This window comes from Nocardia spumae (assembly GCF_020733635.1).
Classification (GTDB): domain Bacteria; phylum Actinomycetota; class Actinomycetes; order Mycobacteriales; family Mycobacteriaceae; genus Nocardia; species Nocardia spumae.
The window spans coordinates 2,835,796-2,852,595 of record NZ_JAJFZL010000001.1 but is presented as its reverse complement, the minus strand read 5'-3'; the positions used below and the strand labels follow the sequence as shown (position 1 = coordinate 2,852,595).

At 67.8% G+C, this 16,800-nt stretch carries 16 protein-coding genes; 14 read left to right on the top strand and 2 right to left on the bottom strand.

Features of this window, described 5'->3' with window-relative positions; genetic code table 11:
* Positions 1-2: 2 nt before the first annotated feature.
* Positions 3-629 (bottom strand): TetR/AcrR family transcriptional regulator, encoded by a 627-nt coding sequence (locus tag LKD76_RS12550; protein WP_227981302.1) that lies wholly within the window; start codon positions 627-629, stop codon positions 3-5.
* A gap of 128 nt (positions 630-757) precedes the next feature.
* Here LKD76_RS12550 and LKD76_RS12545 point away from each other — a divergent pair, with 128 nt between their 5' ends.
* The 6 genes from LKD76_RS12545 (at position 758) to LKD76_RS12520 (ending at position 7,775) form a co-directional block, all read left to right on the top strand.
* Complete coding sequence (locus tag LKD76_RS12545; RefSeq protein ID WP_227981298.1) at positions 758-1,498, top strand: SDR family NAD(P)-dependent oxidoreductase; 741 nt, start codon at positions 758-760, stop codon at positions 1,496-1,498.
* Complete coding sequence (locus LKD76_RS12540) at positions 1,498-1,989, top strand: VOC family protein (RefSeq protein WP_227981296.1); 492 nt, start codon at positions 1,498-1,500, stop codon at positions 1,987-1,989. Before LKD76_RS12545 ends, LKD76_RS12540 begins: the two co-directional genes overlap by 1 nt.
* 384 nt (positions 1,990-2,373) lie before the next feature.
* Entirely contained in the window at positions 2,374-3,336 is a 963-nt protein-coding gene (locus tag LKD76_RS12535) for a hypothetical protein (protein ID WP_227981294.1), read from the top strand.
* Between the two features lie 168 nt (positions 3,337-3,504).
* Positions 3,505-4,284, top strand: a complete 780-nt coding sequence (locus LKD76_RS12530; RefSeq protein ID WP_227981292.1) for an MspA family porin — start codon at positions 3,505-3,507, stop codon at positions 4,282-4,284.
* Between the two features lie 172 nt (positions 4,285-4,456).
* Positions 4,457-6,808, top strand: coding sequence for an arylsulfatase (locus LKD76_RS12525; protein ID WP_227981290.1), 2,352 nt, complete (start codon positions 4,457-4,459; stop codon positions 6,806-6,808).
* A gap of 46 nt (positions 6,809-6,854) precedes the next feature.
* On the top strand, positions 6,855-7,775 hold the full coding sequence (locus LKD76_RS12520) for a formylglycine-generating enzyme family protein (protein WP_227985227.1): 921 nt from the start codon (positions 6,855-6,857) through the stop codon (positions 7,773-7,775).
* Here LKD76_RS12520 and LKD76_RS12515 read toward each other — a convergent pair.
* Entirely contained in the window at positions 7,759-8,865 is a 1,107-nt protein-coding gene (locus tag LKD76_RS12515; protein ID WP_227981289.1) for an NADH:flavin oxidoreductase, read from the bottom strand. The genes LKD76_RS12520 and LKD76_RS12515 overlap by 17 nt on opposite strands.
* Positions 8,866-9,059: 194 nt before the next feature.
* On the opposite strand from LKD76_RS12515, the gene LKD76_RS12510 reads away from it, so the two are divergent.
* From LKD76_RS12510 to LKD76_RS12475, 8 genes are all read left to right on the top strand, one after another.
* Positions 9,060-10,376, top strand: a complete 1,317-nt coding sequence (locus LKD76_RS12510; RefSeq protein WP_227981287.1) for a ferredoxin reductase family protein — start codon at positions 9,060-9,062, stop codon at positions 10,374-10,376.
* A 123-nt stretch (positions 10,377-10,499) separates the two neighbouring features.
* Positions 10,500-10,880 carry a MarR family winged helix-turn-helix transcriptional regulator gene (locus tag LKD76_RS12505; RefSeq protein WP_227981285.1) on the top strand — a complete coding sequence of 127 codons (381 nt, stop codon included), beginning with the start codon at positions 10,500-10,502 and terminating at the stop codon, positions 10,878-10,880.
* A gap of 129 nt (positions 10,881-11,009) precedes the next feature.
* Complete coding sequence (locus LKD76_RS12500; RefSeq protein WP_227981284.1) at positions 11,010-11,291, top strand: DUF4149 domain-containing protein; 282 nt, start codon at positions 11,010-11,012, stop codon at positions 11,289-11,291.
* An 89-nt stretch (positions 11,292-11,380) separates the two neighbouring features.
* Positions 11,381-11,719 (top strand): histone-like nucleoid-structuring protein Lsr2, encoded by a 339-nt coding sequence (locus tag LKD76_RS12495; RefSeq protein ID WP_227981283.1) that lies wholly within the window; start codon positions 11,381-11,383, stop codon positions 11,717-11,719.
* A gap of 93 nt (positions 11,720-11,812) precedes the next feature.
* Positions 11,813-12,985: a PucR family transcriptional regulator gene (locus LKD76_RS12490; protein WP_227981282.1), complete on the top strand. Its 1,173-nt coding sequence runs from the start codon at positions 11,813-11,815 to the stop codon at positions 12,983-12,985.
* Between the two features lie 174 nt (positions 12,986-13,159).
* Complete coding sequence (gene lpdA / locus LKD76_RS12485) at positions 13,160-14,617, top strand: dihydrolipoyl dehydrogenase (protein WP_227981281.1); 1,458 nt, start codon at positions 13,160-13,162, stop codon at positions 14,615-14,617.
* An 11-nt stretch (positions 14,618-14,628) separates the two neighbouring features.
* Positions 14,629-15,792 (top strand): pyruvate dehydrogenase (acetyl-transferring) E1 component subunit alpha, encoded by a 1,164-nt coding sequence (gene pdhA / locus LKD76_RS12480; protein ID WP_227981279.1) that lies wholly within the window; start codon positions 14,629-14,631, stop codon positions 15,790-15,792.
* A gap of 19 nt (positions 15,793-15,811) precedes the next feature.
* Entirely contained in the window at positions 15,812-16,795 is a 984-nt protein-coding gene (locus LKD76_RS12475) for an alpha-ketoacid dehydrogenase subunit beta (protein WP_227985226.1), read from the top strand.
* Positions 16,796-16,800: the final 5 nt, after the last annotated feature.

Sequence of the window (16,800 nt, the reverse complement as noted above, 5' to 3'; positions counted from 1 at the left end):
GCTCAGCCCCGGCTCGGCCGCACCGTCGCGACATCGGCTCGTAGCGCGCCGATGAGAATCGCGACGATCTCGTCGGCGCTCAGGGCCGACCGGCCGGCGGCCACGGCACGCTCACGATCGGCCGCGAGGGCGAACAGCACCGTGCTGGTGGCCGCGATGCGCCGGCCCCGCGCCCGCGCCGGCAGATGGTCGAGGTGGCGAGCGATGAGATCGGTGACCTTCTTGGTCGCCGACCACTGCCGATCACCACGCAGCCAATCGACGATCACCGGATGAGCCCGGACCTGTTCCAGAAACCGGGCGTAGTGGGTCGAGCCCTGCTCGTAGGGGACGGTCAACATCGGCTCGACCAGGATGCGCACGAGTGCGGGCAGATCGGGGTCGGTTCCGGTGGCGGCGGCCAGCAGTAGCGTGCGCTTGTCCTCCATGGCGGTGGTGCGCCGATCGACCACGAATTCCACCAGACCGTCGCGAGATCCGAAGTAGTAGTTGACCGCCGAGTTGTTGCGCTGGCCCGCCGCCACCGCGATATCGCGCAGGGAGACGCCGGGACCGCGTTCGGCGTACAACTGCTCGGCGGCGAGCAGCAGCCGTTCACGTGAATCGTGCGGGCGGACATGGTCGCTCACGAAACCATTGAAACACGACGACTGCCGAAACCAGTCGACTACCTTGATCGGTTAAATCAGTTCGCTTAACGTGACCGGACGACCGCGCGTTCCCCGAACGCCGAAGGTGTCGCCGGACAGGAGTCGCAATGAGCAATATGTCGGGAAAAGTGGCGTTGGTGACGGGGGCATCGTCCGGACTCGGCGCCGAGGTGGCGAAACTGCTGGCCCAGCGCGGCGCCTCGGTGTTCGGTGTCGCGCGCGACGAGCGGCGACTGGCCGCGACCTTCGCCGCGACCCCCGGCGGCCGGTTCACCGTCGCCGACATCTCCACCGCCGACGCCTGCCGGTCGGTGGTCGCCCAATGCGTCGAGACCTTCGGCCGGCTCGACGCCCTGATCAACGTCGCGGGCTTCCACCGGATGCGCCACACCCGCGAGATGACCGATGCGGACTGGGAGCACGACCTCGCGGTGAATCTGCACGGCCCGTTCCACCTCTGCCGCGCCGCGCTTCCACGGCTGCTCGAGGTCGGCGGCAACATCGTGAACGTGGCATCCATCGCCGGACTCGAGGGTCAGGCGTACTCGGCGGGCTACTGCGCGGCCAAACACGGCCTCGTCGGCCTGACCCGCGCACTGGCGGTCGAATTCACCGCCGATCGGCTGCGTGTCAACGCCGTCTGCCCGGGCGGCATGCTGACCCCGCAGATCACCGATTTCACCCTGCCCGAGGGCGCCGACGTCAACCTCGTCATGCGCACGGCCTCACCCCGTGGCATCAGCGATCCGGCCGATGTGGCGAAGGTGGTCGCATTTCTCGCCGGCGACGATGCCACCGCGGTCCACGGCGCCGTCTACACGGCCGACAACGGCAAGACCGCCGGCTGATGGCCGTCGACTACGGGCCGATCACCCAGATCGCTTGGGTCGGTGCCGATATCGAGGCCACCGAGCGATTGCTGAGCGCCCAGTTCGGCGCCGGCAGCTGGACACGCCTGCCCGACACCCACTTCGGCCCGCACTCGTGCCGATATCGCGGTGAACCCGCGGATTTCACCGCCCACATCTCGCTGTCGTATCTGGCGGATATGCAACTGGAACTCATCCAGCCCGTGCGGGGCACGAGCATCTACACCGAGTTCCTCGACCGCAGCGGCCCCGGCCTGCACCACGTGTGTTTCGAACCATCGGATTTCGATGCCGCGATATCGGAGGCCGCCGCCGGTGGTCTGCCGGTGATCCAGAACGGAGCCGTCGGTGACACGATGCGCTACGCCTACATCGACGGCGCCGCCGCGGGAGTTCCCTATATCGAGATCGCGGAGATCGGCCCCCAGATGCGCGAGTTCTACCGTTACGTCAAGGATCACGCGCACTGAATCCCGAATCCGGGGGGCCACGACGCCCGTGACGCGCCCGCCACCATGCGCGGCCGCGACATCGGAGCCCGTGCGCGGTGTTGGCCCGGTCACGATTCCCGCCGCCGCCGACCGGCCTCGCGTTCCCACCGGATCCCGCCGGGTCCATCCAACTCCGTTCCAGGACAATACTTTTCGCGCGGCCGCCGACGGCGTCACGCGGCCGGGAGAATCGCGTTGTGACCTGAGCCCCATCCATGCGTGGGAGGTCTGGTGGCCCTGCGCGCAGAGCGGTTCTACCGTGATTTTTCGTCGACGCACAGCGCAGTCGCCGACGTACTCGACTCATCACACCGTGCCGGCCGCAACGGTTTCGGCATCGCGGTAACAGACAGACCCGGAGTAATGGCTACCCGAACCCCTTGGACCGATGTTCACCCACGCACCGAAGGCACCGAGCCGCCACGCGGCGCGCTACCGGCGCCACCGGGTGACCGCCGCCCACTATGGGGGTACCTGACCTGCGCCGCGCTGAGCGCCGCCACTCTCATCCTGTTGTTCCAGCCGTGGTTGTCGGCGTCGGGACGCGCCGGGACGATCCGCTCCGACGCCTTCGGCAGGGTGGACGGCGTCACCGGAACGCAGGAGAGCTGGGACGGTTCCGGCGTGCGCAGTGTCGATATCAGCGGCACCTGGGCGGTGCTGACCTGTGTCGCCGTGCTGGCGGCGATCTTCGCGGCGGGCGCGTATCTGCGGACCCGCGCCGCCGTCTTCGCGCACGCCACCGCCGTCGCGGGAGCCGCGGTCGCGATCTTCGTCCTCGCGAATGTGCTGTACCTCAACGACAAGGAGGCCGACCTGCGTGCCGCGGTCGACTACGACAGCGGTCTGTCCGGCCTCTTCCGCAACCTGTTCGGTGGCGCGCACAGCGCCCATCAACTGGCCGGCGCGCATCTCGATATCGCGGCCCTCCTCGCCGGCATCACCGCTTTCGGCGCGGCGGTGAGTGCCCTGGCGCACCATCTGCCCACCGCCGCGGCGGCCCGCCCCGTCGCGCAGACTCCCCCGCCGCCGGTCGCGCAACTCGTCGAGACGGCACCGCCGCCGATGCCCGCCGCCGCACCACAACCGATGTCCGCCGCCGCACCACAACCGATGCCCGCCGCGCCGGCGCAGATGCCCGCACCCGCGCCGGTGATCCCGCCGATCCCCGTCGTGCCCGTCCCCGCACCGGAACTGCACGAGCCCGCGCCCGAACCGCCGCCGTTCCCGGCCCCGAAACAACCGAGCTGGCGCATCGTGATCCCCGCGGGCGAGATCTCCGCGCACACCTATTCACAGCGGCCGGAACGCACGCTCGCCGGATAAGTCGGATTTGTGTCGACCAGGGATTCGAATTCGAATCCCTGGTCGACACACGCATCGCAGCGACGCTGCCCGCCGCGATATCACCGTTATGCTTGCCGTTCGTCAGCTATCTGGATCCGCTTTCGCGTTATCGAGTCCAGCACGTCCGCTTCGAGACAGGATCGAGCTATGCGACGTCCACTTATCGTCGCCGTGACAGGTGCAGCCGTAGCGGCTTTGGCCGGATCGGCCGTATGGGCCGGTAATACCGGATTGGGCCGGGCACAACCGCCCGGCGGGGACGTTTCCGGCTCGGGTCTTCATCTGACGGCGTCGGTCGACAATATCGGAGTCACCCCGCCCGGCGACCGCACACCGAATTACCTCATGACGTTCTCGCACGCGACGCAGGTGTCGGGAAATTACTCTGTCACTGTGGACGGAGGCGCGGTGTCCTCCGGCCAGGCCGTCGCGGGCTTCATCCTGGGCTGCGGCATCAGTGTGGCCGGCGGAGTCAGTGTCGGCATCGAACCCAACCAGGAACTCGATCTCAGCATCTCCCCGACCTTCACTCCGCCCAGTGCCGATGTCGCCCCACCGGGCGTCGGCGCCTTCCCGGGCGGGCGGAGTCGTTCCACCACGACCACGACGACCACCACCACAGCGCCGCCGAGCGGCAGCGTGACTCCGCCCGATTTCAGCCTCGGACCCAGTATCGGCGGCGCTCTGGGACTCGGCGAAGCGCTGGAAGGAAATCTGGGCCCCGGCGAGGTCACCACGGCGACGACCGCGACCGCGACGCTGGACGGCAACACCACCTTCCCGTTCCACCTCGCCTTCAACAACGCCGCGCTCAACGTCTCCCAGTGCGCGTCCCCGGTATCCGCCGTGCCTTTCGTCTCCGCCTCGGTTTCGACCGCGAGCGGTTTGGTCCAGACCACGGCCTACGGAGACCAGTTCACCTTCTGAGCGGGTTCGATCGGCGACCACGGCCGGGCCGCCTGCCGAGGATCTCGATCCGGCGGTCGTCGGCCGCTATCCGAATATCGATTCCCGGAGGATAATCAACCATCGCACCTGGCGGGTCCAGGGTCGTCCTGGATCACGGCCACCAACCAGCTCTCCGTTTCGGAGGTGGACGATGGGCAAGAAGTTCGAAGGACATATCGCGCTCGATATCCGGGATTCGGTGGCCGACTGGCAGCCTTTCGCAGAGCCGACCGCGCCGCGGGAGGCACCCAATGTTCTCTATCTGGTGTGGGACGACATCGGAATCGCCACCTGGGACTGTTACGGCGGTCTGGTCGATATGCCGAATATGCGGCGTATCGCCGAGCGTGGCGTCCAGTTCACCCAATTCCACACGACCGCACTGTGTTCGCCCACCCGCGCCTCGCTGCTGACCGGCCGGAATCCGACCTCGGTCGGTATGGCGACCATCGAGGAGTTCACCGACGGATTCCCGAGTCTGTGTGGCCGCATACCCGAGGACACCGCATTGTGCTCGGAGGTCCTGAGCGAGCGCGGGTGGAATACCTACGCCGTCGGCAAATGGCATATGACGCCGTTGGAGGAGGCGAATCTGGCCGCGTCCAAGCGACATTGGCCACTGGGGCGCGGCTTCGAGCGGTTCTACGGCTTCCTGGGCGGTGAAGCCGATCAGTGGTATCCGAATCTGGTCTACGACAACCACCCGATCACCCAGCCGTACGCACCGGAGGACGGATACCACCTGTCGAAGGATCTGGCCGACAGGTCGATCGAGTTCATTCGCGACACGAAGGTCATCGCGCCCGACAAGCCCTGGTTCCTGTACCTGTGCCCGGGATGCGGCCACGCACCGCACCACGTGCCCCGGGAATGGGCCGACAAATACCGCGGCCGATTCGATATGGGCTACGAGAAGTATCGCGAGATCGCGCTCGCGAACCAGAAGCGATTGGGCTTGATACCGGGCAATACCGAATTGTCGCCCATGAATCCCTATTCGGACGCCACCAGTACCGACGGCAAACCCTGGCCGATGCAGGACACCGTGCGGGAATGGGAGTCGCTGACCGATGACGAGAAGCGGCTCTTCTGCCGCCAGGCCGAGGTGTTCGCCGGATTCCTGTCCTACACCGACGCGCAGATCGGCCGGCTGCTCGACTATCTCGAGGACAGCGGCCAACTGGACAACACGATCATCGTCGCCTTCTCCGACAACGGCGCCAGCGGTGAGGGCGGGCCCAACGGATCCGCCAACGAGATGAAGTTCTTCAACGGCTATATCGACACCATCGAGGACAGCCTGGCCAAAATCGACGAATTGGGTTCGCCGACCACCTACAACCACTACAGCATCGGCTGGGCGATGGCGTTCAATACTCCGTACAAGCTCTACAAGCGCTACGCCTCGCACGAGGGCGGCATAGCCGACGCGTGTCTCATGTCGTGGCCGGCCGGGATCGCGGCCCGGGGCGAATTGCGTCACCAATACCTCAACGTCTGCGATATCACCCCCACGGTGTACGAGCTACTCGGTATCACACCTCCGGACACGGTGAAGAACGTCGCGCAACGGCCGTTGGAAGGGGTCAGCTTCCGAGCACTGTTCGACGACGCGAACGCCGATGTCGGCAAGCACACCCAGTTCTATTCGATGCTGGGCACCCGCGCCATCTGGCATCGCGGGTGGTTCGCCGACGCCGTGCACGCGGCATGTCCGTCCGGCTGGGGACATTTCGAGGCCGACCGGTGGGAACTGTTCCACCTCGAACACGACCGCAGCCAGACCAACGATCTGGCCGAGGTTCACCCCGACCGGCTCGAGGAGATGAAGGCGCTGTGGTTCTCCGAAGCCGAGAAATACGGCGGATTACCGCTCTACGACCTCGATATCGTCTCGGTGATGCTGCGCGACCGCCCGACCTACGCCCAAACCCGCGATTCCGCTGTCTACTATCCGGATATCGCCGAAGTGGGACCCGGCGCCGCGATCGAGATCCGGGGCCGATCGTTCGCGCTGCTCGCGGAAACGACCATCACCAGCCCGGACGCGCAGGGGGTACTGTTCGCCCACGGCGGGCGGCTCGGCGGGCACACGCTGTTCCTGCAGGACGGTCGCCTGTACTACGTCTACAACTTTCTCGGTGAAGAGGAGCAGGTGATCGTCTCCGACCACCCGGTGCCGGTCGGCGATCACATCCTCGGTATGCGTTACGAACGCCGCGGCACCCGGTCCGACAATTTCACGCCCACCGGTGAGGCCGTCCTCTACATCGACGCCGATCCGGTGGGATCATTCGCCGATATGCGCACTCAGCCCACCGTCTTCTCCGGCGTCGGAGAAGGCGTCCGGGTCGGACGCGACATCGGTCAGTCCGTGTCCGCCCGCTACCGGTCGCCGTTCCCGTTCACCGGGGGCAGCATGCGTCAGGTCATCGAGGATGTGAGCGGCAAACCGTACGTAGATCTGGAAATGGCCGCCGCCGCGGCATTTTCACGCGATTGAGGCACCCCCGGTGGCCACCCTGAGCGGCGCCGACGTGCGTCGCGGCATGGTTCCGATCACCGGTGGCGACTTCGCGATGGGCTGCGACGACTTCTTTCCCGAGGAGCGTCCGGTACACCGGGTGCACGTCGGCTCGTTCCTGATCGACGCGCACCCGGTGACCAACGCCGCCTTCCGGCGATTCGTCAAGCAGACCGGCTACGTCACCGTCGCCGAGCGCACGCCCACGACCGAGGACTACCCGGACGCGGATCCGGCGCGGCTGACCCCCGGAGGGCTGGTGTTCCACCCCACCCGGGGGCCGGTGCCGTTGGACGACTGGCGGCGGTGGTGGCGGTATGTGCCCGGCGCGAGCTGGCGTCATCCGCTCGGACCCGGCAGCACCCTCGACGGACTCGACCGCCACCCGGTCACCCAGGTCTGTTACCGGGATGCGGCGGCGTTCGCGGCCTGGGCCGGCAAACAGCTCCCGACAGAGGCCGAATGGGAGTACGCGGCCCGCGGCGGGCTCGACTCGGCCACCTTCGCGTGGGGCGACGAGTTCGAGCCCACCGGGCGGCGCATGGCCAACGTCTGGGTCGGCGCCTTCCCCTGGCAGTTCCATCCGGGTCGGGGACAACGGGCGACACCGGGCACGACCGTGGTCGGCACCTACTCCCCCAACGGCTACGGACTGTTCGATATGACCGGCAACGTCTGGGAGTGGACCGCCGATCCCTTCCTCTCCCACACCCCGGCACCGGCCTGCTGTGCGCCGCGGCCGCCCGGCGTCGAACCCGAAGCGGCGCAACGCTTCGCACGGCATGTCGTCAAGGGCGGCTCGTACTTGTGCGCGGCCTGCTACTGCTTGCGTTACCGCCCGGCGGCCCGCCAGTCGCAGACCGAGGACACCGCCACCTGCCACCTCGGGTTTCGGTGTGTCCTGCGCGAGGACGTCCATCGGTCATCGCTCAGCGGAAGGGAGTGATCTCCGAAAGTCGTCGATCGCGTATCTTGTTCACCCATTCCGGATCGGCGAGCAGGGCCCGGCCCACCGCGACGACATCGAACTCGCCGCGTTCGAACTGCTCTCGCAGCACGCGGAAGCGCTGCGCCTGCGTCTCGTCGATCCGATCGCCGCGAAAGACGCTGTCGACTCCGACCGACCCGACGGTGACGACCGGCAGCCCGGTGATCTTCTTGGTCCAGCCGGCCAGGCTGAGATCGTCCGCCTGCTCGGTGAACTCGGGCAGCCAATGCCGCCGCTGCGAGGTGTGGAAGAGATCGACACCGGCTTCGACCAGCGGTGTCAGTAACTCCTCGAGTTCCGCCGGCGTCTCGGCGATCCGGGCGCTGTAGTCGACGCCCTTCCACTGCGAATAGCGGTAGATGATCGGGAAGTCCGGGCCCACGGCCTCACGGACGGCGGCGACCACCCGCGCGGGGAACGCGGCGCGACGGCGCAGGGTCCCTCCGTACTCATCGGTGCGGCGATTGGTCGCGGCCCAGAAGAACTGGTCGAGCAGATACCCGTGCGCACCGTGCATTTCGATGCCGTCGAATCCCAGCCGCTGGGCCAGGACCGCCGACTCCACGTACGAATCGACCAGGGTGTCCAGATCGGCCACCGTCAACGCCCGCCCCACCGTGCGACCGGTGTGATCGACGCCGGACGGACTCACCGTCCGCAGATCCGGTTCGAAGGCGGGTTCGTCGCCCCGGTCGACACCGGTATGCCACAACTGCGGAACGATCGCGGCGCCCTCGGCATGGACCGCCTCGACCACCGCGCGCCACCCGGCCGCGCTGTCGTCGCCGTAGAACCGCGGCACCGCCGCGAACGGACCGGACGCCGGGCCCCGGACGTAGGTTCCCTCGGTGACGATCAGCCCCACCCCGCCGGCGGCGTGTTCACGGTAGTAGGCGACGTTCTCCGCGTTCGGAATGCCGTCCGGTGATTGCACCCTGGTCATCGGCGCCATCGCGAATCTGTTCCGCAGCCGCAGCGACCCCGCGCGGAATTCGGAGAACAACTCGTCGAGATGGACGGCGGGCCCGGCGAGGGGTTCGTGTGACATGGGGCATATTTCCTTCCGGTTCGACAACAGCGCTCGAATTCCGAGGGCAACACCATCGACATCCCGGTCATTCCGGACCGGGTCCGCTGCGGGCATGTCGTCTCGTTCCGGTGGTCGCCGGGACCTAGACTCACGACCAGGCGGTCGGTTGGTGTACTGCGCGGTTCGGTGGACGAGTTGCCCGGGAGGTCGCGATGTCTCTGGTCGCCCGAGGACTGGGCTGGTTCGGGTTGTATCTGGCGGTGGCCGTGGTTCCCCTGGTCTTCGCCGTGATCGGCGTGAACGCGCCGAGCCGGGGGTTCTGGACGGAGTTCTCGGTCGCGCTGGGATTCGTCGGAATGTCCATGCTGGGTATGCAATTCGCATTGGTCGCACGATTCCGGGCGATCGCCGCACCGTTCGGCGAGGACGCCCTCGTGCAGTTCCACCGCCAGATTTCCTTTGTCGCGCTGGCCTTCGTGCTCGCCCATCCGATCCTGTTGCAATTCGCGGGCACCGATATCGTCGGACTGCTCGACCTGACCCAGGCCCCGCCGCGCGCCCGTTTCGCGGTCGCCTCCACCGTGCTGCTGGTGATCGTCGTCGCGACCTCGGTGTGGCGTCGCAGGCTCCGGATCGGCTACGAGATCTGGCAGATCGCGCACGGGCTGCTGTCGGTGCTGGTGGTCGCCTTCGCACTGGCCCATATGCTGCTCGTCGGCTACTACCTCGACCAGATCTGGAAGAAGTGGCTGTGGGCGCTGATGACCGTCGCACTGGTCACCCTGCTGGTGTGGGTGCGAGTGGTTCAGCCGCTGCTGCGGCTGCGCCGGCCCTGGCGCATCACCCGGGTCACCGCCGAACGCGGCAACGCGCACACCCTGACCGTGGCACCGGACGGGCACCGCGGATTCCGGTTCGCGCCCGGACAGTTCGGCTGGCTGGTCGTCGACCGCTCCCCGTTCTCGGTCACCGCACACCCGTTCTCGTTCTCCTCCAGTGCCGAACGCGTCGGTTCGGTCGAGGTGACCGTCAAAGCGCTCGGTGATTTCACCGCCACCGTCGGCGATATCCGCCCGGGAACCCGGGCCTGGCTCGACGGCCCGCACGGGGTTTTCAGCCCCGACCGCAACGAGGGGCCCGGTTTCGTCCTCATCGCGGGCGGAGTCGGGATCACGCCGATGGTCAGCATCCTGCGCACCATGGCCGATCGCGAGGACCGCCGTCCCGTGCTGCTGCTGTATGCGACCCGCTCCCTCGCCGATGCCACACTCGCCGACGAACTGCCGCCGCTGGCGCAACGGCTCGACCTGACCATCGTGCACATCCTCGAGCGACCCGGCCCGGACTGGTCCGGAGAGCGCGGGTTCATCGACCGGGCCGTGCTGTCGCGTCATCTTCCCCGCCGCTACGAACGACTGCAGTACTTCATCTGCGGGCCGGCTCCGATGGTCACCGCCGTAGAGGACGCGCTGGCCGCCGAGCGAGTTCCGGCCGACCGTGTCCACACCGAACGCTTCGACTTCGTCTGAAAGGCCGATCGGACATGCGCCACACCTACACGACTCGCGCGGTCCTCGTGATCACCCTCGTCCTGCTGATCGCCTGCCTCTGGTTCGGTTTCGCTGTCTAGTCGATTACTGCTGGACAGCTAGTTGTCGACCCTGCTGGATCAGCGCCTGGCGCCCTACGGTGTCACCGCGCAGCAGGCGGCCGTGCTGGTGAGCGTCGCGGCCGGGCGGACCGCGCCGCGCGTGCTGGCGACCGCGTTGCGCACCGACACCGCGGGATTGACCAGATTGCTCGATCGACTCGAGGCCAAGGAACTGGTGACCCGCCGGCGCAGCACCACCGACCGGCGCTCGGTGGTCGTCGAGCTCACCGACGCGGGCCGGACGCTGACTCCCGATCTGCTGCCGCGGTTCACCGAGGCCGCCCATCACATGTTCGCCGGAGTTCCCGAGCGTGCAGTCCGGCTGGTCGGCGATGTGCTCGCGCGGGCCGTGGCCAACCTGCGCGGCGAGGACGGCCGCTGATCGGCGGCCATGGAGATCGGTTGCACAGCCCGGTGGCACGGTCGGCCATAATCTCGGACTGGACACGAACGTGCCGTAGAGCCAACCGATCTCCGCAACGGCCGCGGCACCGGAAAGACAGGGGACACCATGGCCATTCTGTTCCGCATCGGTATGGCGATCTGGTTCTTGAGCGTCGCCGCGATGTTTCTGTCCCGCGCCCTCGAGACTCGGAAGTCGCAGGCGTTCGCGGGCAGTTTCGCACTGTGCGGCGTGGGGTCGGTGATTCTGGCGATCACCACTCCGGCCGTCAGCGGAGCGTCCACCACGCGGAACGTACTGGTCAGTATAGTGTTCGCGGCTTTGGCGTTGCTGTGCGCAGCGGCGACCCTGATCCTGCGGCGTAGCCCGACGGAACAACGGAAGCCCTGAAACTCCCGTCGGGGGACCGGATTTGTTGCCCGCCGCCCGGCGGATTAGCATTCCGCCGCGTCACATACGAGCTGAGCGGAGGGTGCTTCATGGCCAAGAAGGTCATCGTCGAGCTGGTGGACGACTACGACGGCAAGTCCAAGGCCGACGAGACCGTGCATTTCGGCCTCGACGGCGTCGAATACGAGATCGACCTGTCGACGAAGAACGCGGCCGCGCTGCGTGAGATCTTCGAACAGTGGACCCAGCCCGCTCGCAAGGTGGGCCGAAACCGCAAGAGCAACAGCAAGATCAGCGGAACCCGGACCGCACCGGACCGCGAGCACACCGCCGCCATCCGGGAATGGGCCCGAAACAACGGCTACGAGGTCTCCAGCCGCGGCCGCATCCACAAGGACATCGTCGAGGCCTACAACAAGGCCGGCTAGCACCCGGCGTTCCCGGTGGGCGATCACGAAACCGGACCCGAGCGGCCACGACGTACTGTGGCCGACGTGGCGGTATCCAAGAGGTCCGGTCCCGTGACGAACGCGAACGAGCTCGCGGCGGCCTGTCGCGGCGACATTCCCGCGTTGACCGAGAGGCTGATGGCAGCGGTCTTCACCGACAATCCGGAGTGGACCGACTACTCCGCGGTGACCAGGGCAGACCTCCAGGACGGATGCCGGCGTTTTCTGACCCGGGTGCTGGACCTGCTCGGCGCGAAAGGCGCCGGCGCCGAACACGACGATGTCGCCGCGGCGATCGGTAAGCAGCGCGCCGAGCAAGGCGTGCCGCTGGAGGCCATGCTGCGCACCTTCCGCCTGGGCGGACGCATCATCTGGGAAGCGTTGCTCGACCGCGCCGGCGCCATCTCCCCCGCCGACTTCCGGGAAACCGGCACGGCGATGTGGGCGGTGATCGACGGAATGTCCTCGGCGCTGGTCACCTCCTATCGCGGAACCGAACTCGACCGCGTCCGCCGCGACGAGCGCCGCCGCCACGCCCTGATCGAGGATCTGCTGTCCGGTCGCGGCCACGACGCGAGATTCGCCGTGTACGCCGCCCGGGAGTTGCACATCCCGCCGAGTGGCGACTACCTCGTCGTCGTCGGGCGCGGTGATCCCCACCCCCTGCGACTGGGCACCGAGACCGCGTTGGCGGCCAAGGGAATTCGCTCGGTCTGGCACGATCGCGGTGACTCCACCGTCGGTATCGTCGCTCTCGAGCAGCACTCCTCGAAGCAGGTCGCGCAGGTGCTGGAACCGCTCGTGCGCGGCCGCGCCGGTCTGTCCCCCACCGTCTCCGGACTGGCCGAGGTCGACAGTGCGCACACCTTCGCCGCCCTCGCGCTCGACACCGTGCCGCCGCCCGCCGAAGGCGTTCTCATCTCGCTGGACGACCGCTATCCGGAAGCCCTGCTGCTGCGCTCGCCCGACCTCGCGCAGCTGTCGGTGCGCCGGCTGCTGGGACCGATTCTGGCGCTGCCGGCGAAAGAGCGAGATATGTTGCTGCACACCCTGACGGTCTGGCTGGCCGAGAACGGTTCGGCCGCCCATGCCGCGCCGCTGCTGCATTGCCACCGCAACACCGTCATCAACCGGCTCCAGCGCGCCGCCACTCTTCTCGGCCGGCCACTGGAGGGACAGCGCCGCCAGCTGGAACTTTCCCTCGCACTGACCGCGCTCGAACTCCTCGGCCGCCCGAACGACTGAGCCGCGGCACTACCTCGGCGGAGGCTCCGAATTGGGCGCAGCGCCCAATTTTGCGCCCCGATTCCTGGGCTTGCGGGGAATTGCCCGGACCTCCGGCACCGAGCAGACTCCACTCCTGATGGCCCGCACCACAACCGGATTCGGGTCACTTATCCAGGACGAGGAGCACCACAAGTGCCGGAATTCGATCTCTTGATCGTGGGCGGAGGGCCCGGCGGCTACGTCGCGGCGATCCGTGCGGCCCAGCGCGGCCTGCGGGTCGGGCTGGTGGAAAAGGAACGCCCGGGCGGGGTCTGCCTGAACTGGGGCTGCATCCCCACCAAGGCCATGTTGCGGTCGGCCGAGGTATTCCACACCGTCACCGCCGCGGCCGAGTTCGGAATCCACGCCGACAACGTTCGCCTCGACTTCGCCGCGGTGCGCAAACGCAAGGACGGCATCGTCAGCGACCTCACCAACGGTGTCGCGGGTTTGTTGAAAGCCAACGGCGTCACCGTGATCGAGGGGCATGCCCGATTCGTCGGCCCGACCACCGTCGAGGTGTTCGAGCCGGGTCCGTCACCGATCTTCCCGGACGGACCGCGCTACGGCGCCGCGCCGACCGCCACCGCGACCCGCACGGTCGATGCCACCGACGTCGTCATCGCGACCGGATCGGTGCCGGCGCAGCTCCCCGTACCCGGCGCCGACCTACCGGGCGTCATCACCTCCGACGGCGCCTTCGGGCTGAGCGAGGTGCCCCGGCGGCTGGTCGTGATCGGCGGCAGTGCGGTCGGCGCCGAATGGGCCAGCCTGTTCGCCACCCTCGGCGCCGAGGTGACCGTCGTCGAGATGCGGGATCGCCTGGTCCCGGCGGAGGACGAGGAGATCGGCGCCGCCCTGGGCCGCTCCTTCGCCAAGCGCGGCATCACGATCCTGACCGGCTCCACGGTCACCGGCATCGCGCGGGCCGGCGATGGACTGGTCGTCGACGTGGGTGGAACCTCGCCTCGGGAGATCGATGCCGACGTCGTGCTCATCGGTGTGGGCCGCCGCCCGAACACCGCCCACCTCGATCTGGATCACGCCGGGATCGACACGGACGCACGGGGTTTCATCCCCGTCGACGATCGGCTGCGGACCGCCGTCGAGCACGTCTACGCCATCGGTGATGTCACCGGTCGGGCGCTGCTGGCCCATGTGGCCTCCCATCAGGGCCTGACCGCGGCCGACGTCGTCGCCGGGCACGACGCGCGCATCGACTACACGGTCATCCCCGCGGCGACGTTCACCCATCCGGAGATCGCGAGCGTCGGGCTGACCGAGCAGGCGGCCCGGCAGGCCGGACACGAGATCGTCACCGCCACTTTCCCGTTCGCCGCACTCGGGCGCGCGAAATCGTTCGGCGACACCGAGGGCTTCTGCAAGATCGTCGCCGGGGCCCGGTATCGGGAAGTCCTCGGCGTGCACATCATCGGCCCGTCGGCCAGCGATCTGATCACCGAAGGCGCACTGGCGATATCGCTCGAGGCGACTCTCGACGAGCTCGCCGACACCATTCACGCCCACCCCACCCTGGGTGAGATCGGCATGGAGGCGGCCCTGACCGGGCTCGGCCTGCCGGTCCACATCACCCCGCCCCGCACGCGTTGAGGAGCACCACCGTGACTACCGCAACCCCGCAGCAGGCCCCACGCAAGTCCGGCCGGCGCGCGAAAGCCCGGCCAGCGGCCGACGAAGCCCCGCAGGCCGCACCGAACGCGGACCTGCTGGTCGACCGGACCGCCGACACCACCTCGTCGCAGTCCCGCGTCACCGCCGAGGATCCCGGCACCCTCCGTCGTCTCTACCGGGACATGCTGTTCGTACGCCGGTTCGAGGAACGCACCGCCCAGAGCTATCAGCAGGCCAAGATCGGCGGCTACTGCCACCTCAATCTGGGTGAGGAAGCCACCGTGGTCGGGCTCGGTGCCGCGATGCGACGCACCGACTACCTGTTCACCAACTATCGCGAACACGGTTACGCGCTGGCCAAGGGAATCGAGCCGGGGCGCGTGATGGCCGAACTGTACGGCCGGACCACCGGCACCTCCAAAGGGTGGGGCGGCTCGATGCACATGTACGACACCGACACTCGGCTGCTCGGTGGTTATGCCATCGTGGGCGGCCAGGTTCCGCTGGCCGTCGGCGCCGCGCTGGCCATCGACTACCGCGGCGGCGACGATGTCGTGGTGTGCCAGATGGGCGAGGGCACGACCAATATCGGCGCCTTCCACGAATCGCTGAACCTGGCCGCGCTGTGGAAGTTGCCGATCGTGTTCCTGGTGGTCAACAACCGCACCGGTATGGGCACCACCGTCGAGAAGTCCTCCGCCGAGCCGGATCTGTGGAAGCGGGCCGCGGCCTACCGCATGCGCGGCGAACGCGTCGACGGCACCGATGTGCTGGCCGTGCGCGACGCGGCGAGCGAACTCATCGAGTCCGCGCGCCGCACGGGCACACCGGCGCTGCTGGAAGCGATGAGCCATCGGCTCAAGGGCCACTCGGTGGTCGATCCGGCGAAATACCGCACCAGCGAAGCGGTGTCGGTGGCGCGGGAGCACGACCCGATCACACGCTGGCAGGCCGCGCTGCTCGACGCCGGTGTCCTGACCGAGGATTCGGCCGCCGTCATCGAACAGGAGGTCACCGCCGAGGTCGCGGCCGCGGTGGAGTTCGCCGACGCGAGCCCGCATCCGGAACCGTCGAGCCTGTTCGATTACAACTACGCCACCCCGGTGCCCGGCGATTCCCGCCGCCTGCCCGCCGATCCGCTCTTCACCGCCTGAGGACCACCCTGTGCCTGTCATGACCTATCGCGAAGCGCTGCGCGAGACCCTGCGCGACCAGATGCGGCGCGACGACGACATCGTCCTCATCGGTGAGGAGATCGGCGTCTTCGAGGGCTCCTACAAGATCACCGCCGGACTGCTCGACGAGTTCGGCGACAAGCGGGTGCGCGACACCCCGATCGCCGAGGAGGGATTCGTGGGGGCGGCCATCGGCGCCGCCATGCTCGGCCTGCGCCCGATCGTCGAGATCATGACGATCAACTTCTCCCTGCTGGCACTGGATCAGATCGTCAACCACGCCGCCAAGATCTACGGCATGTTCGGCGGGCAGACCAGTGTGCCGATGGTGATCCGCACCCCCGGTGGCGGCGGACAGCAGCTGGGCGCGACCCATTCGCAGAACATCGAGCTGTACTACGCCTTCGTCCCCGGCCTCAAGGTCGTCGCACCCAGCACCCCCGCCGACGCGCGGGCCCTGCTCGAGGCCGCGATCGAGGACGAGGATCCGGTGTTGTTCCTGGAGAACCTGTCGCTGTACAACACCAAAGGTGAAGTGCCGCACGATCTGCCGCCGGCACAGATCGGCAAGGCCGCTGTCACCCGTCCGGGTGCCGACATCACCCTGATCGGCTACTCGCGCATGGCCACCGTGTGCACCCAGGTCGCGGAGAAACTCGCGGCCGAGGGCATCTCGGCGGAGGTGATCGATCTGCGCAGTCTGCGTCCGCTCGATCGCGACACTCTCATCCGCTCGGTGCGCAAGACCGGGTGCGCGGTCATCGGTGAGGACGATTGGCTCACCTACGGTATCGGCGCCGAGATCGCGGCCTCGATCTCCGACGGCGCCTTCGACTATCTCGATGCGCCGGTGCGCCGCGTGGCCATGGCCGAGGTGCCGCTGCCCTACGCCAAACCACTGGAGAAGCTGGCGCTGCCGTCTGTCGACTCGCTCTACACCGCCGCGGTGGAAACCCTTGCGGCCGTGGGTAAGCGACGCTGAGAGGA